This is a genomic window from Photobacterium atrarenae (assembly GCF_024380015.1).
Lineage (GTDB): Bacteria > Pseudomonadota > Gammaproteobacteria > Enterobacterales > Vibrionaceae > Photobacterium > Photobacterium atrarenae.
In genome coordinates, this window is record NZ_CP101509.1 from 322,706 (window position 1) to 345,779 (window position 23,074).

Below are 23,074 nucleotides of genomic sequence, written 5' to 3' on the forward strand. Positions count from 1 at the left end.
AATCAATGTTACACAAATGTAAATACAACTTGTAAACCACGATTGCCAGAGACAATTTGAGTCAGTCAAACCCACGGCCGGGCTGTACACCTTCACAGGCAGCACCCGGCAACCACGGGTCAATCCGATAGCTCATGCCGATGTGCTACCTGCCGGGCAAATTTCACGCTCACCTTTCAACGGTTAAATTTCAAGGTCTATCATTGATAGTGAGGTGAACAAATGAATGTGAATAAGCGAGATAAGCTAAAGCTGCCGAAGAAAAAAAAGCCGGATGTTCCATTAAAGGCTTCAGAAGAGATTTACCTGCCAACCTATCATTTTCTGCTCAATGAGTTTCATCACGCCCGATTGCATGAAAAAGGGATCATCCGTGATGATGATATCGAGTTCCTCCACCAGTACCGGGTCTCCCTGCGCCGCTGCCGGGTTCTGATTAGCCTGATGAAAACCCTTTTTTTGCCACGACAGAAAAAGATGCTGAACCTGGCCCTCAAAACACTGATGCAAAAAACCAATCAGCTACGGGATCTGGATGTCTTTCTTGAGCAAATGGATGACTATTTTTCGAAACTCGATCATCGGCATCACCAGGGGCTCAGCTGTTTCTTTGACGCATTACAGCATGAGCGGGAAGCCACCCATAAAGCCGTAAAGAAATGGCTAAAAACAGATAATTACGAGCAGCAGTGCCAGCAGGTGAAAGGGTTGATCAAAGAGCTGGAAGCCACACCGGTCAACAAAGGGCGCCAGAAGAGTAAAGCCTTTGCCCAGGGGATCATCTGGAAGCGTTTTCAACGCACCGTGACGATCTGCAGCAGCCTCGATAGCAACAGTCCGGACGAGCAAATCCACCAGCTTCGGATCTGCTGTAAAAAACTGCGGTACCTGCTGGAATATTTCACACCGCTCTTTCCGACGAAAACAACTAAAGTGCAAATTCGCCACTTAAAGCAATTACAAGATGAGTTGGGAGATTTTAACGACTCATCCACCCAATTGATTTTTTTCGAAAGTTATCTGGAACGTCACGAAGTCCCCAGTCTGAACCGCCGGGCGATTGCCGAGTTAAAAAAAGTTACCCGGCAAAATCACCTGGCATCCAAGGAACGGGTGATCCAGAAACTAAGCAGCTTTATCAGTCAGGACAATGTCGCCAGCTTTAAGGCCTTGTACCACTGCGAATGCTAGCGATATCAGTCCACAGATTAAGCTCGAAGTGCTTTGACAATCTCACCTTCAATTGATTCAGGCCGCTTGGTTGGCGCGAAACGCTTCAGCGGCTGACCATCCCTGCCGATCAGAAACTTGGTAAAATTCCATTTAATTTTGTCACCGAACAGTCCGGGCTGGGCACGTTTAAGATACTGAAACACCGGATGACTATTCGCCCCGTTGACATCCACTTTTTCAAACATCGGGAACTCTACCCCGTAATTGATCTGGCATGACTGGGCAATTTCTTCGTTTTTACCCGGCTCCTGGCCGCCAAACTGGTTACAGGGAAAACCCAGGATCACCAACCCGTCATCTTTATACTTGGCATACAAGTCCTGCAATCCCTGATATTGCGGCGTAAAACCACATTCGCTTGCCGTATTCACCACCAACACCACTTTACCGGCAAATGTATTCATCACCACATCTTCGCCACGGATATTTTTCGCCGACAGCTCGTAGAAACTTGTCATCTGATTCCCTCCTTTTCACCCTGAATCTTGAATATCACCGCCTACCTTAGCAGAGAAAATTAGAATTAAACGCCCATTTTTATGATGGTGCCTATCCGATATCACAAAGGTGCTCAAATAAAATTTCGAGTCAGTTCTCATCTTTCTTTCAGAGTACTATCGAAACGATAAACTTGGTGCTATTTTAAACATTCAAAATATTGAAGATAAAAACAGGTGTTATGAAAACGCAATATATCAGTAAAGAAGGGGCAGCAATTATCAATATTGCCCGCTACTTAATGTCAACGTCCGTCAATGATCGGCTGCGGACCATTGACGCATTATCTGAAGATATAGGCGTTTCCGTTGGCTTTGTCCAGAAAGCCCTGACCACCATTGAACAACAAGGTGCTGTCACACTGTCAAAACAGGGGCGCAACGGCACGTTTATCGGTCAGCTGGACTATCGTGCACTAGCCGGACTGACCGGATTCTCTCACGTCGTCTGCGCCATGCCCCTCCCCTACACCAAACACTACGAAGGGCTGGCCAGCGGGCTAAAAAAGCAAATCGGCGACCTGCCGTTGTACTTTGCCCATATGCGCGGTGCCAGTGCCCGGGCAGAGTGTCTGATGGCCGGAACCCATGACATTGCCATCATGTCCAAGCTGGCAGCGCAGACTTACACCGGCGGCTTTGTAACGGCCATTGATTTGGGCCAACACTCCTACTCTCTTCCCCACCGGTTAATCTTCCGTCAGGGGGAATATGAAGAAATTCAACGCGTCGGGGTGGATCCGGACTCACCAGACCAGAAAATACTAACTCAGGGCGCTTTTCTGGACAAAGCGGTCACCATTGTAGAAATCAACTACGCCGACAGCCTCAACCTGCTGCTCAGCGGAGAAATAGATGCGGTGGTCTGGCTGCCGGAAGCCATTGATATGGAAAAATATGGCCTTGCCGAGCAACCATTGGATCACATTGAGCAATGCGCACTCGCTTCAGAGGCTGTGATGCTGGTCAGCGGGGACAACCCGCACATCACAACCCTGCTCCGCAAGCTCATCAACATTCCGGCTTTACTTGAACACCAACAACAAGTCGTCCGGGGCGAGATCACCCCGAGCTACTAAACCCGTTATACAGGAGCGCATCATGAAGGAACGTCTCAACCTGCTGCGACAAGCGAACGTCATCAGCGCTGATGCCTGTCAGGCGACGGAAATTGCAGTCCGTCTGATCGGCGAACAGTTCGCACTGACCCCGGACAATGAGCAATTCCAGATGGCCATGACCCACTTTGCCCGGGCCTTTGACCGCATCCGGAGTGGCGCGCCTGTTGATGAGGGACTGGATCCGGAGATCTTCGATGAGATCCTGGCGGATGACGGATTCGAGCAAGTCCAGGCCCTGAATCAGCGCATCCTTGACCAAGTCGGCCTGGTACAGGTGCCGGTAACTGAAAACTCGTTTTTCCTCAGCAATCTCTTTTCGCTCTGTTGCGCCAGCGCTGCCGAGGAGGGTACATGTTAATCAACCCAAACGGTTACACCTATTGCCATGAACATCTGCATATCGATCTCTCGCCGCAAAAAGGCAATATCGACTGCCGTCTGGATCAGTATGACCTGATCAGAGCGGAGATGGACGCGCTGGTCGATCGCGGTGTGTATAACATTATCGAGGTGACCAACGCTTTTATGGGTAGAAATCCTCAATTTATTGAAAGTTTAATGTCTGATACAAATATCAATATCTTACTCTCCACCGGATATTACATTGAGGGATTTTTCCCACCGGATCTGTATACCAAATCAGCAAAAGCGATCAGCCGGGAAATGATCCGAGAGATCGTCGACGGCATTGACGGCAGCAACCTCAAAGCCAGCGTGATTGGTGAAGTCGGCAGCAGTGAGAACACTTTTACCGAAACCGAGAAAAAAGTGTTTGAAGCCGCGGCCATGGCCCATTTTGAGACCGGCCGGCCCATTTCAACCCACCAGTCCATGAGCACCATGGGACGCTACCAAATTGAGTTGTTCAAACAGTTCGGTGTCGATCTGGAGAAAGTCACCATCGGCCACTGCGATCTGAAAGACAACCTGGAAGATATACTGTGGCTGTTGGATCAGGGCTGCTATGTCCAGTTCGACACCATCGGCAAGAACTCGTACTACCCCGACAGCCGCCGCATTGCCATGCTCAAAGCCCTGGCGGAACGCGGCCTGCTCGAGCGGGTCATGCTCTCGATGGATATTACCCGTCGTTCACATCTGAAAGAAAACGGTGGCCCCGGTTTTTGTTACCTGATGGATACGTTCCTTCCCCAACTGGAAGAAAACGGCATCAGCCGGGCAGAAATCGACACCATGTTAAAACACGCACCCTACCAACTCTTCCAATAATAATCAGAGAATAAAAAGGTCCTGTTATGAAAAAAATCGGTATTGCCGGCTTACAACGTGAGCAAATCAAAGCACAAATTGAGCAAACCCAGCCGGGCCAGTTCGAGTGCCATATCCTCAACGACATGGAAGCCGCGATGAAGGTGAAGAACGGCGAACTCGACTACTACATCGGCTGCTGTAACACCGGTGCCGGGGCGGCCCTGTCAATCGCCATCGCCATCATTGGCTTCGCCCAGAGCTGTACCATCGCCAAACCTGCCATCCAGGCCAAACAGGATGAAGTCGAGCAGTTCGTCAGCGAAGGCAAAGTCGCGTTCGGGCTTTCCGTCGAGCACGTCGAGCATGCTGTTCCCATGTTAATTAATACACTGGCTAGCAGGTAACTGGTTATGGATATCATAAATATCGGGCTGGTCGCCCTACTCTGTGCAATGACGGCACTCATCGCCAACATGAGCGCCTCCGTCTTCCATGACGGGATCCGTCCAATTCTGCCACAGCTGGTCGAAGGTCATATGACCCGACGTGACGCCGGCTCGGTCGCATTCGGCCTGTCGATCGGCTTTGTCGCCTCGGTGGGGATTTCATTCACTTTATCGACCGGGCTGCTCAACCCCTGGCTGCTGTTTCTCCCCACGGACATCCTCGGGGTGATGATCGCCAGCCGCTGGCTAGCAGCCCTGGCCGGTGGTCTCTGGGGAATCCTGGTGGTGACGTCGCTCTCCGGTGTCAATGCCGTCCTGACTGGTTTACCGATTGACGCCCTCGGTGCACTGGGTGAGTTGGGCACCCCGGTGATGACCGCGTTTGCCCTGTTCCCGCTGCTGGCCATTTTCTATCAATTTGGCTGGAAAGCCGGGGCCATTGCTGCCGGGGTGGTCTTGCTGTCACGCTTACTGACCATCCAGTTTACGTCGATTTATCCCGAATCCATCCAGATCTTCGTCGGCATGGTCATGCTGGTCGGCACCGCGATCCACAAAGACATCAACGACAAGAAGAATGGCATTTCACCACCGGACATGTCCGGCATGCACAGCCTGTTTGAAGAGCGCACCAAGCGGATCATGAAGCACCTGCCGCTACTGGCTGCAACCGGCTCGCTGATTGCCATTGTGGCCAACGCGGGGATCTTTGCCGGGTCAGAAGTCTCGATCTATGCCCTGGCCGATGCCTATAAACTCACCGATCCGGCGGCACATGACGCCGCGATGCAACAGGTCGCGCTATCAGAGTTCATGCGCGGTCTGGGTTTTGTACCACTCATTGCCACCACAGCACTGGCAACAGGCGTCTATGGCGTGGTCGGCATGACGTTCGTCTTTGTCGTTGGTTACCTGGCACCGAATATCCCAGTTGCCGCGGTACTTGGGGCACTGACGATCTGCATTGAGGTTTTCCTGCTGCGCAAGGTCGGTCACTTCCTGGAGCAATTTCCTTCTATTCGCAACGCATCAGACAATATTCGCAACTCAATGAATACCCTGATGGAGTTTGCGCTGCTGATTGGCGGGGTCCTGGCAGTCATGAAAATGGGCGCAACCACCGGCCTGACCATTTTCACCATGCTGTTCTTCCTCAATGAAGTCATGGGCCGTCCGGTTCTGAAAATAGCAGCACCCGCAGTTGCGGCCATTCTGACCGGTATCTTACTGAATGTGCTGTATGTACTAGGTCTGTTCACTGTCTAGCAGACTGCTTCCAGAGCCAGTCTGCACGTTTCACCCAGCTCACAGTTATCCACGCGTTCCGCTTGTGGACTGGCTCTGCTCGTCGTTAAAAAGGGGTTTACATGTTTCTCCAAGCATTACAAAAACAAAACCCGGCACTCATTGATGGCGCCTTCACCCTGCTGAAGGAAGGCGCTATTTTGCCTGACACCTATGTCATCGATGTCGACCAGTTCACGGCAAATGCCCGGCTGATCAAAGCAACGGCGGATCAATATGGCATCCGGCTATATGGCATGACCAAGCAATTCGGCCGCAATCCGCTGCTGGCCAAAATTCTGGTCGACGAATTAGGTTACGATGGGATCGTTTGTGTGGACTTCAAAGAAGCCCGCCAACTCCATCAGGCAGGCATCAAAATCAGCCACATCGGTCACCTGGTACAGCCGCCGAGCCGCTATATCCCCTTTATTGTCTCGACCATTCAGCCCGAAGTGATCACCGTCTATTCGCTGGAAAAGGCGCAGGAAATCTCCGCAGCGGCCGTTGCAGCCAAACGGACCCAGCCTGTCCTGCTGAAATTCTACCGAAGCAGCGATTATCTCTACACCAATCAGGAAGCCGGTTTTCCGATCGAATCCCTGGATGCCATCTGCCACGAGATTGCCTCGTTACCGAATCTGCAGATTGCCGGACTGACCCACTTCCCCTGTTTTTTGTATAACCCGGCGTCGCAGGATACCGAGCCGACCCAAAACCTCGAGACCCTGCTTGCCGCCAGCCAGCAAGCCGGTCAGTTAGGCTATCCGATATCACAGCTCAATATTCCTTCAGCCACCAGCAGCCGGACCCTGGCGCAAATTCGGCAATTTGGCGGTACCCATGGTGAGCCCGGCCACGCCCTGACCGGCACGATGCCGGCGAATCAGGACGGCAGCCAGCCGGAAAAAGTAGCCATGGCGTATGTCACCGAAGTCTCTCACCAGTTCGGGGACGCCAGTTATTGCTATGGCGGCGGCTACTATCGCCGCGGCCATTTGGCGCAGGCCCTGATCAGGGAATCCCGTCAGGGCACAGAAACTGACCATCTGGTCGATGTCCGCAACGACGATGAGGCCAGTATCGATTATCACCTACAACTCGACCGGCCCTGTCAGGTCGGCACGCCTGTCATCATGGCATTTCGGACTCAAATATTTGTCACGCGAAGTGATGTTGCGCTTGTCGCAGGGTTATCAGGTAACACCCCCACGCTGCTTGGTTTATTCGATGCACAAGGTAATGAGGTAAAACATGGCTAAATTTGTTGTCGTGGTACTGGATGGTTTCGGTGTCGGCGAAATGCCGGATGTGGTCGATATCCGGCCACAGGATCGCGGTGCCAACACGGCGGTGAAACTGCTCGACCATTTTCCGCTCAAAACGCTGCCGACGCTGGAAAAACTGGGGCTGATGAATATCACCGGCCTGACCCGATCGCGGATGCAGCCATCTGCCATCGCCAACTGGGGCACTGCCAAACTGGCCCATTTCGGCTGCGACACCTTCATGGGTCACCAGGAAATCATGGGGACCCGGCCGAAACCGCCGCTAATCAAGCCGTTCCAGGAGTCCATTGATGCCATTGAGCAGGCGCTCACTCAGGCGGGATATACCACGGCGCGGATCACCCGGGACACTCTGCAACTGCTGTTGGTCGAGGGCTGCGTGGTGATCGGGGATAATCTGGAAGCCGACTTGGGTCAGGTCTACAACCTGACCGCCAACTTCAATCTGATCAACTTTGACGAAGTGAAACAGATTGGCCGCATCGTCCGCGGGGCCAACGCGGTCAGCCGGAATATTGCGTTCGGCGGTTTGATTCCGTCCATGGACCAGGTTTTCAATGCCATCGAAACCAAAGCCGACAAACACGGCCAGCAGGCTTATATCGGCGTCAACGCACCAGACTCCGGCGCCTATGATCAGGGCTTTCAGGTCGTCCATCTGGGCTACGGCGTGGATGCCCTGACCCAGGTGCCGCACCAGCTGCATCAGGTCGGGATCCACACGTACCTGTACGGCAAAGTTGCCGATATCGTCCAGAACGAGACCGGCACTTCCTATACATCAGTGGTCGATACCGACCAGGTGTTTTCCCTGCTTTTGGCAGACCTGCAACAGCATGAAGGTTTCTTTTGCGCCAATGTGCAGGAAACCGACCTGTCCGGCCACCAGCAGGATCCCAAGCGCTATTGGAGCATTCTGGAAAAAGCGGATCGCGGCCTCGCCGCCGTTATCGACACCCTGAACCGTGGCGATGTGCTGATCGTGATGGCTGATCACGGCAATGATCCATTTATTGGCCATACCAAACATACCCGTGAACAAGTGCCACTGATGGTTTACAGCCCGGCAATTACCGGCGTCCAGGTGGGCTACCGGGATACCCTGGCCGATATCGGCGCCAGTGTGACCGATTTTTTCGGAGCCCCGCAGCCGGAGTCCGGGCGATCGCTGCTCGCACCACTCACCTTCAACCTCAACCCGACGGAGTCACATGATACCGAATAATTATATCTTGAGAACGATTGAACAACATTTCGATAAATAACATTCAATGATGAATAAAAATGATCGCCTAAACAAGGTGTTCATTTTTATTAAATAGCTTAAGCGACCAGTAATCAATTTATATTACGAATTAGATAAAAATTTCGGACCTAACAAAAACATCTGGAATTTAACTCACAAAATACAAAACAAAATTCATAAATACAGCTGAGTGTGAGTTGTCGCAATTACTTTCAATATTTTGAACATTAATATTTTAAATATACAACCAAGGAAGGGATTTAATCATATAACCCCAATAAATTTAATTTGTTCGACGTAAATATATCCATGCCGCACTCAATTTAATCCCGAATGACATCATTCGAACGAAAGGAATACACTATGAGTATATTTGACAAAACCCTCGTCTTTGTCGAGAGCGTGGTTGCCCCCATGGCAGCCAAAATATCGGCACAAAGGCATATTAATGCCATTAAAGATGGTTTCGTAGCAACCATGCCATTTCTGATTGTCGGCTCGCTCCTGCTGGTGTTAGCTTACCCGCCGGGCACCGGAAACTTCTTTCTGGACGGCTGGCATTCACTGATCGAGATGATTGGGCAGAAAAATATCCTGGCGCCATTCCAAGTCAGCATGGGTATTTTTGCTTTATATGCAGCTTATAGTATTGCCTATAGCCTGGCGCGTGCTTACGACATTCGTGCACAGAACTCCGGGCTATTATCTATGTTTTCATTTCTGCTGGCTGTCGCACCCGTTCAGTTTATTGATGACGTCGGCAGCGTCATGTCAGTTGCTTATATGGGGGGGACAGGTGCCTTTACTGCAATATTATGTGGCTTGCTTATTCCGGAATTACAGCGATTCCTGCGTGACAAGAACATTCGCTTGAAACTGCCGGATGCCGTCCCACCAAAAATTGCCGCTTCGTTTGACCTGCTTATCCCGGTTCTGTTTGTTTCCGTTATTATTGTCGCAATTAATGGCACACTTGCCAGCTATGATTTAAGTATTCCATCCGCCATCATGGAAATATTTAAACCGTTAGTCTCTGCGTCGGATTCATTCTTTGCTTGCCTGCTGGCTGTTATCCTGATTCAGCTGCTCTGGTTTGCTGGTATCCATGGCTCGTCTGTAGTCGTCAGTGGTATTCTTTACCCGATTTTGATTATCAACCTGGGTCTGAACCAGGATGCACTGGCAGCCGGTGAGCCGCTCCCGAAAATCTTCGTCAACCCGGTTCTGGACTTCTTTATCTTTGTCGGGGGCGCGGGTGGTACCTGGGGTTTTGTCGTCCTGATGATGCGCTCTCGTGCCACGCAGCTACGCACCATTGGTAAGATGTCAATTATTCCTGGCACCTTCAACATCAACGAGCCGGTCATTTTCGGAACGCCAATCGTTATGAACCCGAACTACTTCATTCCGTGGATGCTGTCCCCCATCATTAATACCTGTATTGTCTGGGGTGCATTCAAAATGGAGCTTCTCTCAAAAATTATTGCACTGCCACCCTGGACCATGCCGGCCCCGATTGGTGCCGTCATGGCAACCAACTCAGGAACGGCCGCCATCGTCGTCGTTCTGTGCGTACTCGTCAGCGTCATCATCTACTACCCGTTCTTCAAAATTCATGAAAAGCAGTTGCTCATCGAAGAGCAAGCTGCCGAAAAACAAAGTGGCGAACAGTTGAAGCCTTCTAACGCATAACGCGTTCCTGTTGCAGCCCCAGCGTACGGGGCTGCTTTTCGATCCCTTCACCGCAAATAGCTTCCCTGTTCTCTCCCTTTCAGGTGCTTGTTCACAGCTGGTAACGGTTCATCTCAACCGGAGTATAAACATGGCATCCAGATGATCAATCAAGATATAATGTTCCAAAGCCTGCAAGCAGAAGACACATGAACGATCTCCACCACACCCTTAACACGATGGGGCTGCAATCACTTGAGCTGAGCGAGCCAGACCAACAGCAAATCACCCGACTGATTGACACCCAAACCCGCTTTTTTGCCAAGGTTGTTCAGCAAAAGCCTGACAAGCCGCCACACGATTTAGTGCTGGGTTTACTGACAAAGAGCTACCAGGAAGCGCTGGCAAACTTTCAAGCCACAGAAGCGACCATCAGCCGGGTGCAATCTGTTTTTGAAGAGACCATCGGCCGTGAGCAAGCGCAGAAGTTCACCACCAGCAGCAACAACGACGTGCAGCACTTTGCGGTATTATGGTTTATGGCTCAGGGGTATATCGGTATCGATTTCAGCTACGCCAATGACCACGCCAACGAAGCCGCCACCATTCTGGCCGGCTCTCCGGCGGTACGTGACAATGACCCGAATGCGCTGCGCTCATGGTTCATGCAGTCTTATTATGTCGGACGGCATACCGCAAAGACCAACCAGCAGGAAAGATCCGGTTTGGTGAGCAGAATCAAGCGCTTATTCAACAGTAAACGTTCACATTCCTGAAGGCCGGTTCAACAGAGGGCAGACTCAACAGCAGCTGTAAGAAGGCCGACCGCAACTGATGGTTTATCCAGCAACAAAAATAAAGATTGTGCATTGTGTAAGCAGGCTCTACACTACGCCCACTTCAAAAGAATATGTTGTTCCTTATTATTTCCTCGCCTGGCAGAGCTCTGCCAGGCGTTTTTTTTGAAAAGATGTTTTCATACCAAAATCATAAACATTCGGCCTTTTTAATAGCAAAAGCCATCAAATTAGTATGAGAAGATTGCTTCATTGCGAAGGGCTGAGGTCAGTATCGATCCAGTATTTTGAGCCGGCGATCTTGGCATCGAGGAGCAAGCCTTTCTCATCAATCTGATAGATTGCCATCCCGCCATTGTACTTTGCGGTCAGCTCAGCACTTTCAGTCCCGGCCACCACCCCGATCTCTGAGGTGGCTTCCCAGCCATCCCGGATGAACTGCTCAAATCGCTCCTGATCTTCAAACAAAATGATTTGTTGATAGAAACTCCCACCAATCCCGGCCGCCAGTCCGGCACCGAACATTTTCATGTAGGTTCGCTGATCGTTCTGACGGTTAATCGCCACGCCCGCGCCCTGATTAGTATGCAGCACCAGCGAAAACTGGCGTGAATCAAACACGGCATAACCATAAGCTTGATCAAACAACAGTTTTACACTGGGATGCTCATTAAACAGCCGTACCATAGCTGTATCCGCCATGGTATCGAGTGCCAGCCGGGCTTCTTCCGGCGTTTCCGGCGCCAGCATCTCATCCAGCTTTTCTTCACCAGCTTTTAGCCAGGCCTTCCCTTTCTCAATCGATGCGTCGGTCCACTCGCCGGCAGTGTTGAAAGCATCCCGCCCCCATTCCGAGACAGAATCCCAGGCTTCTTTGGAAAACTCAGTAATATTCTCCCAAGCCTTTTTTGAACCTTCACTGACCTTCTCCCCAATCTCCGCAGCCGTTTCTTTCAGCGTCTCCCAGCTGGCGTGAGTCGGGGCAGACAGGCAACTTAGGGCTGCAATCAGGATCGACAAAGCTTTTATCTTCATCACCAGCTCCTTTCATACCGGCTCGAATGCATTGCCGGTATTCAATTACTTCTTCTTCGGACGGAAAGGCTTGATGACGGATTCGTCACATTCCAGATACGGACCTTCCATCAGATCGATACAGTAAGGTATAGCAGGGAAAACCGCATCCAGGCATTCGCGAATGGACTTCGGTTTACCCGGCAGGTTGACAATCAGGCTGTCGCCACGCAAGCCAGCTGTCTGGCGTGACAGGATTGCCGTCGGAACAAACTTCAAGGATTCAGCGCGCATCAGCTCTCCAAAGCCCGGCATCATGCGATCACACACCGCTTCCGTAGCTTCCGGGGTGACATCCCGTTTGGCCGGCCCGGTGCCACCTGTGGTCACAATCAGGCTACATTCTTGATCATCAGCCATCTTGATCAGGGTTGCCTCAATGACATCCTGCTCATCCGGGATCACTTCGTACACCGGCTCCCATTCGGAGGTCAGGTAGTCACTCAGCGTCTCGATAATGGCTTTCCCTGAAATATCTTCGTATACACCCGCGCTGGCACGATCACTGACCGTTACGATACCAATCTTAGCTTTGGTCATGGTTCTTCCTCACTTCCGCTTCTGCAACTCACACCAATGAGCCAGCCTGGGCTGACTCAATTTAGTCAAATGAAATGCAAGTTTAAGGAATCTGGCTGATGGGATAAACCTTTGAGTCAAAAAACATGACCTCGGAAGCAAGATATTCAGTCGCAATACACAAGGCGGTGTTACACCACCCCACCATTGACCGAAATGACCTGGCGTGTGACATAGCCTGCGATATCAGACATCAGGTAGCTGATCAGCCCGGCAACCTCCTCAGGCGCTCCCATACGGCGCAGTGGCACCGACGGCAATAACTGCTCCTGTACTTCAGGTTCTACCATGCCGGTATCGATCAATCCAGGCGCCACACAGTTCACCGTGATCTGCCGTTTGGCCAACTCCAGTGCCAGCGCCTTAGTCGCACCGATCACCCCGGCTTTTGATGCACTGTAATTGGTCTGTCCCCGATTCCCGGCCAGCCCGGAAACAGAAGCCAGCGTGACAATTCGGCCGCCCTGGCGTCGTTTTACCATCGGCATCACGCAGGGATGCAGAACATTGTAGAACCCGTCCAGGTTGGTGTGGATCACCCCGTCCCAATCTTCCCCGGTCATGGCCGGAAATGCATTATCCCGGGTGATCCCGGCATTACACACCACCCCATAATAGGCACCATACGCAGCAATATCTGTTTCAATTGCATCCTGACATTGTTGGCGCTCACGGATATCGAACTGGATCAACCGTCCGGTCCCGCCGTTCGCTTCAATCATCGCCAGTGTCTGCTGCGCCCCGGCAACATCACGGCCATAGTGGCTCACCACCTCAAACCCGTCGCGGGCTAACTGACAGGCAACCGCACGCCCGATACCTTTACTCGCCCCGGTCACTAACACCTGTCTTTTCATGACGCACTCCTTGTTCCCATCTCCGCCAGCTGTGCTGCAGTTGGCACAAATACATTCAACTGGCTACTCGCAAGCATTTGTCCCGAATGTTCAATCCGGCAACGAAAGACCACCAGAGTCTGGCTCACCGTGACTTGCTCGGCATAAATATCCAGTATTTGGCTCTCTTCAAATACGGATCGTTCGGCCTGATACTGCCGACAACCCAGCAAAAAACCCACTGCGGGCTCCTTTCCTCGCTGCCTGGCATGATAACCATCCCAGGCCGCTACCGCCTGAGCCATCAGCTCAATCCCGACGAATCCGGGGACTCCCCCGGCATCGTCATCAAAGAAAAAATGCTCAACCGTTGGCGTCAGCCGGCAATGTACAGCGGTATCACTGACCGCAACCAGCTCGTCAAGCAGGATCATCGGTGCATCATGAGGCAATAGCTCAGACATTGGCGGGAAATACGTCCCTTGTCGATTATTTCTCATACGGATATCCAAAAATCAGGCTGATATTATTCCCGCCGAATGCGAAAGAGTTACTCATCACCGCCGGCTGTTCCAGAGCCATTCCCGGCTTCACCAGGGTGATCGGGGCCAATGATGCGCCATGTATGCCGTCGTTGACCTGCACCGGCAATGGCAGTTGCTCATGTAAGATCTGCCAGCAGATCGCAGCTTCGACGGAACTGGCGGCGCCCAGAGTATGCCCGGTCAGCGGCTTGGTTGAGCTGACCGGAACCTGAACGCCGAACACCCGGTGAATCGCGCCCGCCTCCATCGCATCATTGAGCGGTGTTGCCGTCCCGTGCGCATTGAGATAGCCGATCTGTTCCGGTGATAACCCGGCATCTGCTAGCGCCTTCCGCATCGCTTCTTCCGCCCCCCGCCCTTCCGGATGCGGCGCCGAGATATGATGCGCATCCGAACTGTCCCCGGCACCCAGCAAGGCCACCGGATATTCCGTCGCGCCTTGCCGGTCCAGAGACAACAACATAAAGGCTGCCGCTTCGCCGATATTGATCCCTTTTCGGTTCTCGCTGAACGGATTACATAAGCCATCAGACATCGCTTCCAGGCCATGAAAACCGTTGAGCGTCAGTTGGCACAGTGAGTCCGCGCCACCGACAATCACGGCATCCGCCATCCCGGAACGCAGTAACCGCCGGGCCGTCAAGAAAACCCGGCCACTGGAAGAGCAGGCCGTTGAAATCGTATACGCCGGGCCATGTGTGCCGAAGTACTTCGCCACGAACGCTGAAATATTCCCGGCTTCATGGGTACGATAATCATATGATGACGGAAAGTCGCCAGCATCTTGCCTGGCCGCAAGTGCAGCTTCGGTGTCGGCAATGCCCGAGGTACTGGTGCCCGCAATCACCGCAACCCGATCGGCCCCATAAATCTCGATAGCCTGCTGCACCTCGGCTTCTATCGCCGTCAACACGGACAGCGCCAAACGGTTATTCCCCGAATCGTAGGCCTGCAGCCGTGCAGGCATCCTCGGACGATCACCGCAGGCTTTACCGACAACGGTCTCCATCCCGGTGTTGAGCTGATCCGAGACGATAGCCATGTCCGGAGAAAAACCATCCGCTAAACGCTGGCGGATCTGATTTCGCGTTAGCCCCAGCGCCGAATGACTGGCGCAGGCATGGATATATACAGGCGCTGAAGTTGCATGATTTCCAGCAGTTGCACTGTGTTGTAAGATGGTCTTCATGTTTGATTCTCCATTCCGGTACTCGGGCGAAACCGGATCCGTCCTGAGGCGTGGTTAACCGGCTCGCCCGCTCCCTCCTGTGACGATTGATAGCGAAAATAGAGCTTGGATGTCTCAGGCGCCCAGTCCAGAGTTAATATCACCGTCTCTCCGGGTAAAATCGGCTGCTGAAATTTCACTGCTTCCATCCCGGAAAACGCGTCGCCTGCGCCCAGATAACGGCGGCCGAATGCCTCGGCCCAACCGATTTGAGTCACCCCGGGCAGCAGCGGATAGCCAGCGAAATGTCCCTGAAAGTCGGCGAGCTCAGGGTCAATCAGTAAAGTCAGTATCAGCTGACATCCTTGTCGCTGCTGCGACATAATGCTGGGCATTCGTTTACTCACAGGGAATCTTTCCTTCATTCAAATCACGGTGTTCAGCAGAGTCTTCAAACAGCTGCGCGAGGGTGGCAACCAGACGTTTTCCCTGGCGGTTCACAGGGATATCATCGACCACCCGAAAGCGGCGGGGTATGCCAACCGGCTCAATCCAGCCTCGGAGTGCTCGCCGCAATTGCAACCAAAAGGGCCCCTTGCCCGACTCGGCCAGCTGACGCTGCCCTTGTGCGGTCAAAGTGATCACAGCCCCTAATGTCAGCCGCTCCCCCTGTTGCAACGGCAGTACGGCGGCTTCCTCCACCCAGCACAACTGCGACAAGCGTTGCTCGACCTCCACCAGTGAAATCCGCTTCTCTTCGATTTTCACCACCCGATCCGCCCGGCCCTTCAACAAGAAATGCCGATCATCGTACAGTTCGCACTGATCGTCCGTCTGGTACCAACATGTTGGATCAATAAAAGGCGAGCGGATCTGCAAACAATGTTGTGCATTCAATGCCATTTCAATCGGCGCAAAGCATTGCCAGGGCGTATCCGATTCGTGTTGCTGCCGGTATCCAATCCCGCCAGTTTCGGTACTGCCGAACACCTCAAGCGGAAGAGAGCCCAGCAAGGCATGACTATGTCGGGCTGCAGCCAAAGGCAACGGCCCGCCGGATGAGAAAATCGCGCCATATGATTCATGTGCAGGATCCGTCCCCTCTCCCAGCCGTTTGAGTAATGCCGGGCTGGTCACGAGCGTTGTTGCCGGACTGGCACTGGCCATCACCTGCTCCGGGTAATCAAGGGCCTGACGGCTGAACGGCCGACCGGCACACAGCGGCCAAAACACCCGAAACAGCATGCCGTAAATGTGTTGATGCGAGACTGTACTGACAATTCGGCTTCCCGCCAGTATCGTGCCCCACTGCTGTTCCAGCGCCGAAATTTCCGCCTCAACCACACCCAACGATTTACCCACCGCTTTCGGCTGACCACTGGAGCCGGAGGTAAACAAGGTCAGCAATACTTGCTCGGCAACAAGAGGCGTCAGCGGCTTGTCCGTGACCGGCATCGGTTTTGCCCCCGGTAGCCGACAGGCACAAGCCATGTGAGCAAGATCGTCCCGGTCGTGTAACAGCCCGTCAAACTGATCAGCAAGCTCGGCCAGCGCATCCGGCTGACAATTACCAGGCAAGATAAGCTGCTTTCCGGCATGAGCGGCGGCCATGAATCCCACCGCGAAGTGATAGCTATCTTCAAAGCACAACGCCCAACGCCGGGCTTTTTGCGTGTTAAGCCACTGCGCCCAAGCCACGACATCCGCCTTAAACGCAGCCCAGGTCACGTCAGCTCCACCGTCGAATGCCAGGCAACACAACGGTGCTCTTGAAGACAACATCACCTCCGATAATGCGCTAAATGCCATTTCCTCTGATTGCACCTGAGGCAGTGAGGCGCAGTTCGAGTTTCTGATTGTATCCACCAGCCTATCCTATTGATTTATATTACCCAAAGAACAATGCAACAGGATGCACTTATTCTCCAGAAAATTCTGAAATCGATTGGATCGGATGCGATGAAGCTCACTGTGGTGTGAATGGGCGGGTAAGGAAAAACGGTATCAACCGGAGGCTCAATGCTTCGTTACACTTTTTGCGAAATTGATCACATAGAAGAAATCAAAACTTTATCTCAGAACGACCAGCATGTTCAGAAATTTATACCCCTACATGCCAAACAGGCAAAAAAACAAATTCGAAATCAACCTTATATCCGACGTATCAACCAGAACAGAAAATAGATTGACAAAAAAATTTACAATGTTTAACAGCAATACTGGTTTTCATTTAAAAGGAAGTCGGTATATTAATTTAATGCTTTCTTTACCGATTCAATTTAAATATGATTATCGTTATCGAAAGCAATATAACCGCACCCATTCAGATGTCATTAAATATTGAATTTAGCAACCATGAAAAGGAGTGTTTTATATGGCCAAGCGTGTATCCAACAAACGCATCAAAGAAATTCTGAAAGATGTTAAAGAGAAAAAGTCATAACCGATAAGCCTCCAGACCCTGGAGGCTTTTAACTTTAGGGTTGAGTGGTTACTCAGCTCAAAAATAAGTTGAACCGAAGCTTCAGCCTGAATCACCTGAATAATCAGTTCATCAATCAACTCAGCCACTTATTTACTAGCGCTTTCCATCGCTGTAGTTGAAGTCAGCAACAAGCCATCACTACCCGCCTTTTGCCATTGAGCATCTGTTTTCCCATTTCATGCACAGCTTTGTGCAGCCTTAAGGCAACATTTAAAGTCAGCTGGTTGGTCTGTTTCGAAATCTTTCAGATCATATCAACCGCCGCTTCATCGAGCCGGTTCACCAGAAACTTACTCTCCTCAGCATGCTGAAAGATCATCATTGAAAATAATCAAAACCCCGGATTAATTTATCACTATGATTGATATAAAAGCGACAGAAACATAAACCATCCCGATGAACCTGATCGTTCATTCAGCCCGCGGAGACTGAGCATGGCCAAGGAAATTTGTCTTGAGAGTTTGATTAAACAATTATACAGCGCACTGGTCTTGCCGGATGGTTTCAGCCCGTTCTTTAGCCACTTTGTCCAACAGTTCAATTTACGCTCCGGCGGCGTCTTGATGGTTAACCAGGCAACCAAAGAAACCCGTGCCATCTGGTGTGAAGGACTCTCACTGTCCGACCTGTCAACGTTTCAGACCCACTATGAGCACATCGACCCGCTGGTCGAACAGCTGACACAATCTCCGCCTGGATGCTTTTGCTACCTTGGCCTTCAAGAGTCGAGACAGATTCAAATGTCCCAGCCAGACTATTACCAGCAATGGCTAGAGCCTCTGGATATTCAGTATGCTGCCGGTGCAGTCCTGGGGGCTGATCAGCAATGGATCAGCCAGCTTTTCTTTCAACGGCGTGCCAACCAGGGTGATTTTACAGTCGAAGAACGACTTACCCTCCAGCAGTTGTTGCCCCATATCCAACATGCACTTCACCTGTATCACCTCAAGGTAGACCAAGATAAAAGCCATCTACTCTCACAACTGCTATTTGATCAGATCCAGCTCCCGGTCTTATTGGTGGATCAACACGGGAACGTGTGCCACCAAAACGCCAAAGCCAGCTTATACCTGGAAAAAACGGCCTCATTGAAAGTACTCAACCGTCGAATCCACTGGCACAGTGCGCAAAAAACAGAAGCGATCAGCCAAGCCATCACCCAAAGTATTGAGGGTGAAAAAGTCGAGACGCTGCAACTGACATCCAGCCATATGATGCCGGTGATCATCACGATCACGCCACTGCTGGCCACGGATGTTACCGCAGACAAAGGCGCAGCGGTTTTTATCTACAATTCAGACAACAAACCCACGATGGATCCTCAGGCACTGATGGCTCTGTTTCAACTTTCGAAAAGTGAAGCCAATGTAAGTTGCGGTTTGATCGACGGGCTTTCCCCTGCGGAGATTGCCGAGCGCCACTATCTTTCTCAGGAAACGGTCCGTACCTATATCAAGCGGATTATGAAAAAAACCGATACATCACGGCAAAGCGAACTGGTCGCCAAACTCATTGCCAGCCCGGCCTACTACGCCGCATCGAGCCTATCAATCGATTAAACCTCAGCTATTTTAGTCAAGGTTCAATCCCCTCTAAATAATAAATTTCTCAATGTTGTAACGTTTTGTCCCCAGATGGGGACAGCTTTTGTGCCGGCACATTTATATTCTTTGCAAGTCACTTCCGACTTCAGTATCCAGAAACACATTTACTCTGTTTCCGTCATTGGTGCTGAATTCAAATTTTGCGTACGCCAGAACTGTTGCCCGGCGCAGGACAATTGCCGTCCATGTGACAAGGAAGATTTTTAAGAAGCGTAGAATGTAAGGTACCCAATATGGATAAGATACGGATCGCCTGTTTCGTCAGTACATTGACTCTGTTACCTGCCTGTGGTGGTGACAGCAGTTCAAACCAGAGTCAAACCGGCACAGAAAATACCGGCACCACCAATTTCAAAGTCAGCGTTGATGCACCCGCTCAATTACTGCCCTCCGGTTCAGAACAAGCCAGCACCTCTTTTGGCCTTCTCAGCCTGGCTTATGCTGATACCGTCGAAGGATTAGAGAAAGAAAACTTTGCCGTCGCTGTGATTGGTCCGGATGGCAAGGTTGTCGAAAAGGTGACGCTCACCGACGGCAACTGGGAACGAGAAAATGATGGCACCTATACGATTACTTTGCCGGGCGGTGAGCGCCTGGACTGCGTGGTTCTGGTTTCACTTGATGACGGGACACCAGCTGTTCAGATCGGGGAGCAACTGCCAACCGATGTCTTGCTGGCACCGACCACATCGACCCGGTTCCAGGTTGATCTGAACAGTAGCGTGGCTTACCAGGCGATCGTCGATGAAATTGCAGCCGCCGACGGCTGGGGAGATTATGCTGCCGCGGTTGGTAGTAATCCGGCCGATATTCAAACCACCGATGAACTGGTCAGCGAACTGATTGCCAGTGTCGCTGACAATGTCGACAGCTTGGTTGAAAACTTAGGTGCGCTGAATTTTGATGTCGCCACCGTCCTCGCTACGCCGGAAATTAAAGAACTGGCAACCAAGGTGGTCGAGCGGATCAAAACTGAACGCGATGCTGTGACAACCAATGCTGCGACAGTACTTGAAAGTGGTCTCTGGTGGTTATGGTCTGCACAAGAGTGGACAGAAAATAACGCAAGGCTGGTTGAACTTGAAGCCGGCAAGATCAGCTTTAATAATGGCGTCACTACCGAGAGTATTTATGAATGGGACTCAAACAGCGAAGACCCTATCACACTTACCGAAGCAGATATGACGTCCACCCAAAGCCTGGACGCCATTGATACAACGAACATGAATATAGATAGCTGGGTACTGACGCAGTATCCGGATGAAGCCTGGCAAGCGGCCTACGATATGATCGTATTCCGCTCAGCAGATCAAAACAAAGCTGTTTTCGCCGATATCGGTCTGCATCAGGACCCAAACCTCGACCACCAAATCACCCTGAAGGAAATCAATCTGGCCGGGAAGAAAGTCTCCACTTTCCTGAGTTACCCGCAAACCCAAGCCTTCCTGCCCTATTTACCCAAGGACTTGACGTTTGGCGGAAACGCCAAAGGCTATAAAATTGAAGAGCAAGCCGGCACGGACATTCGCTATGAGTTGTGGCATGACAACGACTGTGACCCGCTGTTCAATGGGAACTGTAACCGGGCCTGGCTCAATGGCGAAGCCAATGCCCCAACTGAATTAGCCGAAATTGTGGCAGAAACCGCCAGTACCGGGCCGTTCGTTGGCGATATCCACGGCGTCTGGCTTTCACAGGACATCCTCGCCGAGTTGATTGATGACGCCGGCAAAACTCTGGTGCTCTGGTACCGAGCAGCCAATGATAATTTCACCAAAGCCCATACTGACACCTGGCAGGAAAAAAATATTTACGGCGAAACCCTCTATATTTTCACTGTCCCGGAGGAGCTGGCCGAGGCCGATCAGGACTTTGACGCAGACGAACGCGAAGTCTTCTTCGCCGTCCAAAATGGCTTTGTGCGCAAGGGGGCGATTAAATCCAGTGTGAATACCGACAGTGAGCTGCTGCTGAACCAGGCCGCGATCGACACCATTTATACCAATGCCAGTGTCGACAACCTGCCGCAATTCGGGCGCTGTACTGAGGGTGACAAAACCACCTCGGCAACCGAGTCCGATCTGATCCAGGCACTTGCCAATTGTGGCTTCCTGCGCGCCGATAATTATATGGATACCTTCTATGGCCACAACTTAGTCCGGGTCAATGGTAACGGCGAGACACGCGCTTACCAGTTCAAAAACGATGGCACATTTGACTACTTCAAGGACGGCTTGCAGCGGACACCACGACAGTGGCAACTCGACGACGGCCTGATCCGAATTCATTACGATGATCAGAACGACCCCAGCTATGAGTTACTGGCACTGACCCAAGCCGATGTTCCTGGTGGTCAGTTCGCCTTCAAGATTTATACCCATGATGCCTATCCTGGTGAGCCTCAGATTGATGAAGTCTGGTCATATGTTGCCAAGCGCTATGATCCACAAACCGTACTAACAGCCTGTGAGGCGGACGACTCAGGGTTTGATGACCAAAACAGCGTCCCGTTTGAAGGACAGGAAAAAACAATGCAAGAGTACGAACAAGCTGTTACAGCTTGTCGCGTCAACACCGCCGGTGATCGCCAGGCACGCTATACAGCCCGGGGACTGCAAAACAAGGCCTGGCAGGTCACCGACGAAGAAACCGAATACATGTTGTACTTCGATACCGATGAGAACAACGACGGCTGGTTTGACGGACTGTTCCGCAATGTGGACCCGAATGATGCGGAAGAAGTTGGTTTCGAGTGGCAAATCGTGGACGACCAATATCATCTCAAGGCCAACATCGATGGCATTGATTTGACCGAGCTCGGCACTATTGTTGCAGCCAACGGCACCGAGTTCAGCGTAAAGTATTATTCCAAGCAGTCCAACTGGCCCACTGACTTCAACTATATGGATGAGGATGAAGGCGAAATCTGGAGTGAGACCTATCGTGTCATTGAACTTGAGGACGTCCCGGCCCTGCCACAATAAACCCGGTGCCTGCCTTTACCAACACCAAGCCGCTCACCTGAGCGGCTTTCTTGTTGATTGCTGAGTACCGCTTCGTTTCTACGAAGCTAAGACGCCGATCTCCGCCGCTTTACTCGGTGGCAGACCGAAGTAACGCTTAAACTCACGGCTGAATTGCGCTGCACTCTCGTAACCCACCTGGGTTGCTGCCACGTTGGCCGGCATACCGTCCTGGACAATCAGCGTCCGGGCTTTATTGAGGCGGATTTTCTTGATGTACTGCAACGGCGGATCCGTCACCACCTGCTTAAACGTCCGGTGAAACGCCGAGGTACTCATCCCGGCCATCTGAGCCAGCTCATCAATCACCAGCTTCTGCGGATAATGCGCCTGAACGTGGTTGATCACAGTGGAGACCCGCGCCAGCGCACTGTCCTGCTTACAATACTGCGACAGCAAATAGCCCTGCTTGCCAAGCAAGAGTAAATAGAAAAACTCCCTCAGCAGCTGCGGCCCCAGCACCTTGGCATCGAGCGGATGTTGCATTGCCGTTAACAGGCGCGCCATACAATCGTTTACTTCGGCTGTCATGGTCGAAACCGCGACGCCCCGGCCATGGGGATCGGGTGAAAACGGGGCTTCCTGTAGCTCGAACAGCTCCACCAGCTGCTGAATCGTCGCCAGATCAAACTCAATATCCACCCCGATCAACGGGGCGTCTTGCGAAGCAAACGTCTCACAGGCAATCGGATACGGGGTTGCCACAATCAGACAATGTTCGGTATCGTACTCAAATCGGTAATCATTCAAATGTCCGACTTTATTGCCCTGAAAAATGACCACTACCCCTTGCTGGTACATTTGCGGCGTCACCTTACAATATTGGGTCAATCGGAACAGCCGAACCCCGGGTATCAAGGTTTCAACCCGGCCTTGTTGCTTATCCAGGCCATAATACTGGCAGACAGACTCGGCTAAAGTGGCATTCTTTTTCATACATGCTCCTCCACCCGCTCATCATCGC

Annotated in this window: 21 protein-coding genes; 12 read left to right on the plus strand and 9 right to left on the minus strand. The window is 51.7% G+C overall.

What is annotated here, in order from left to right; all coding sequences use genetic code 11:
- Window positions 1–222 precede the first annotated feature (222 nt).
- Window positions 223–1,191 carry a CHAD domain-containing protein gene (locus NNL38_RS17630; RefSeq protein WP_255391748.1) on the plus strand — a complete coding sequence of 323 codons (969 nt, stop codon included), beginning with the start codon at window positions 223–225 and terminating at the stop codon, window positions 1,189–1,191.
- A 17-nt stretch (window positions 1,192–1,208) separates the two neighbouring features.
- Here NNL38_RS17630 and NNL38_RS17635 read toward each other — a convergent pair whose 3' ends face one another.
- Window positions 1,209–1,691: a glutathione peroxidase gene (locus NNL38_RS17635; RefSeq protein ID WP_255391749.1), complete on the minus strand. Its 483-nt coding sequence runs from the start codon at window positions 1,689–1,691 to the stop codon at window positions 1,209–1,211.
- A gap of 221 nt (window positions 1,692–1,912) precedes the next feature.
- Between NNL38_RS17635 and yhfZ the strand changes: the two genes are divergently transcribed.
- The 9 genes from yhfZ to NNL38_RS17680 all read left to right on the plus strand — a co-directional run bounded on the left by yhfZ (window position 1,913) and on the right by NNL38_RS17680 (window position 10,775).
- On the plus strand, window positions 1,913–2,809 hold the full coding sequence (gene yhfZ / locus NNL38_RS17640) for a GntR family transcriptional regulator YhfZ (protein WP_255391750.1): 897 nt from the start codon (window positions 1,913–1,915) through the stop codon (window positions 2,807–2,809).
- Between the two features lie 22 nt (window positions 2,810–2,831).
- Window positions 2,832–3,209 (plus strand): hypothetical protein, encoded by a 378-nt coding sequence (locus tag NNL38_RS17645; RefSeq protein ID WP_255391751.1) that lies wholly within the window; start codon window positions 2,832–2,834, stop codon window positions 3,207–3,209.
- Complete coding sequence (locus tag NNL38_RS17650; protein ID WP_255391752.1) at window positions 3,203–4,081, plus strand: phosphotriesterase family protein; 879 nt, start codon at window positions 3,203–3,205, stop codon at window positions 4,079–4,081. The genes NNL38_RS17645 and NNL38_RS17650 overlap by 7 nt, the downstream gene beginning before the upstream one ends.
- A gap of 26 nt (window positions 4,082–4,107) precedes the next feature.
- Window positions 4,108–4,467 (plus strand): DUF2620 domain-containing protein, encoded by a 360-nt coding sequence (locus NNL38_RS17655; protein ID WP_255391753.1) that lies wholly within the window; start codon window positions 4,108–4,110, stop codon window positions 4,465–4,467.
- A gap of 6 nt (window positions 4,468–4,473) precedes the next feature.
- Window positions 4,474–5,775: a YhfT family protein gene (locus tag NNL38_RS17660; protein WP_255391754.1), complete on the plus strand. Its 1,302-nt coding sequence runs from the start codon at window positions 4,474–4,476 to the stop codon at window positions 5,773–5,775.
- A gap of 101 nt (window positions 5,776–5,876) precedes the next feature.
- Complete coding sequence (locus NNL38_RS17665) at window positions 5,877–7,055, plus strand: YhfX family PLP-dependent enzyme (RefSeq protein ID WP_255391755.1); 1,179 nt, start codon at window positions 5,877–5,879, stop codon at window positions 7,053–7,055.
- Window positions 7,048–8,307: a phosphopentomutase gene (locus tag NNL38_RS17670; RefSeq protein WP_255391756.1), complete on the plus strand. Its 1,260-nt coding sequence runs from the start codon at window positions 7,048–7,050 to the stop codon at window positions 8,305–8,307. Before NNL38_RS17665 ends, NNL38_RS17670 begins: the two co-directional genes overlap by 8 nt.
- Before the next feature lie 384 nt (window positions 8,308–8,691).
- On the plus strand, window positions 8,692–10,020 hold the full coding sequence (locus NNL38_RS17675) for a PTS sugar transporter subunit IIC (protein ID WP_255391757.1): 1,329 nt from the start codon (window positions 8,692–8,694) through the stop codon (window positions 10,018–10,020).
- A gap of 188 nt (window positions 10,021–10,208) precedes the next feature.
- Entirely contained in the window at window positions 10,209–10,775 is a 567-nt protein-coding gene (locus NNL38_RS17680; protein ID WP_255391758.1) for a hypothetical protein, read from the plus strand.
- A 270-nt stretch (window positions 10,776–11,045) separates the two neighbouring features.
- Here NNL38_RS17680 and NNL38_RS17685 read toward each other — a convergent pair whose 3' ends face one another.
- The 7 genes from NNL38_RS17685 to NNL38_RS17715 form a co-directional block, all read right to left on the minus strand.
- A complete protein-coding gene (locus tag NNL38_RS17685; RefSeq protein ID WP_439651421.1) occupies window positions 11,046–11,825 on the minus strand; it encodes a lipid-binding SYLF domain-containing protein in 780 nt (259 codons plus the stop codon).
- A gap of 51 nt (window positions 11,826–11,876) precedes the next feature.
- Window positions 11,877–12,410, minus strand: a complete 534-nt coding sequence (gene mog, locus NNL38_RS17690; RefSeq protein WP_255391760.1) for a molybdopterin adenylyltransferase — start codon at window positions 12,408–12,410, stop codon at window positions 11,877–11,879.
- Window positions 12,411–12,580: 170 nt separating this feature from the next.
- On the minus strand, window positions 12,581–13,306 hold the full coding sequence (locus NNL38_RS17695; RefSeq protein ID WP_255391761.1) for a 3-ketoacyl-ACP reductase FabG2: 726 nt from the start codon (window positions 13,304–13,306) through the stop codon (window positions 12,581–12,583).
- Complete coding sequence (locus NNL38_RS17700; protein WP_255391762.1) at window positions 13,303–13,785, minus strand: hotdog family protein; 483 nt, start codon at window positions 13,783–13,785, stop codon at window positions 13,303–13,305. The genes NNL38_RS17695 and NNL38_RS17700 overlap by 4 nt, the downstream gene beginning before the upstream one ends.
- Window positions 13,775–15,019, minus strand: a complete 1,245-nt coding sequence (locus NNL38_RS17705) for a beta-ketoacyl-[acyl-carrier-protein] synthase family protein (protein ID WP_255391763.1) — start codon at window positions 15,017–15,019, stop codon at window positions 13,775–13,777. Before NNL38_RS17705 ends, NNL38_RS17700 begins: the two co-directional genes overlap by 11 nt.
- Complete coding sequence (locus tag NNL38_RS17710) at window positions 15,016–15,405, minus strand: ApeI family dehydratase (RefSeq protein WP_255391764.1); 390 nt, start codon at window positions 15,403–15,405, stop codon at window positions 15,016–15,018. Before NNL38_RS17710 ends, NNL38_RS17705 begins: the two co-directional genes overlap by 4 nt.
- Window positions 15,398–16,807, minus strand: a complete 1,410-nt coding sequence (locus NNL38_RS17715; protein WP_255392275.1) for an AMP-binding protein — start codon at window positions 16,805–16,807, stop codon at window positions 15,398–15,400. Before NNL38_RS17715 ends, NNL38_RS17710 begins: the two co-directional genes overlap by 8 nt.
- A 1,110-nt stretch (window positions 16,808–17,917) precedes the next feature.
- Between NNL38_RS17715 and NNL38_RS17720 the strand changes: the two genes are divergently transcribed.
- Both NNL38_RS17720 and NNL38_RS17725 read left to right on the plus strand, forming a co-directional pair.
- On the plus strand, window positions 17,918–19,042 hold the full coding sequence (locus NNL38_RS17720) for a helix-turn-helix transcriptional regulator (protein WP_255391765.1): 1,125 nt from the start codon (window positions 17,918–17,920) through the stop codon (window positions 19,040–19,042).
- A 278-nt stretch (window positions 19,043–19,320) separates the two neighbouring features.
- Window positions 19,321–22,071, plus strand: coding sequence for a hypothetical protein (locus NNL38_RS17725; protein WP_255391766.1), 2,751 nt, complete (start codon window positions 19,321–19,323; stop codon window positions 22,069–22,071).
- A 78-nt stretch (window positions 22,072–22,149) separates the two neighbouring features.
- On the opposite strand, the gene NNL38_RS17730 is transcribed toward NNL38_RS17725, so the two are convergent.
- Window positions 22,150–23,046 carry an AraC family transcriptional regulator gene (locus NNL38_RS17730; RefSeq protein WP_255391768.1) on the minus strand — a complete coding sequence of 299 codons (897 nt, stop codon included), beginning with the start codon at window positions 23,044–23,046 and terminating at the stop codon, window positions 22,150–22,152.
- Window positions 23,047–23,074 lie beyond the last annotated feature (28 nt).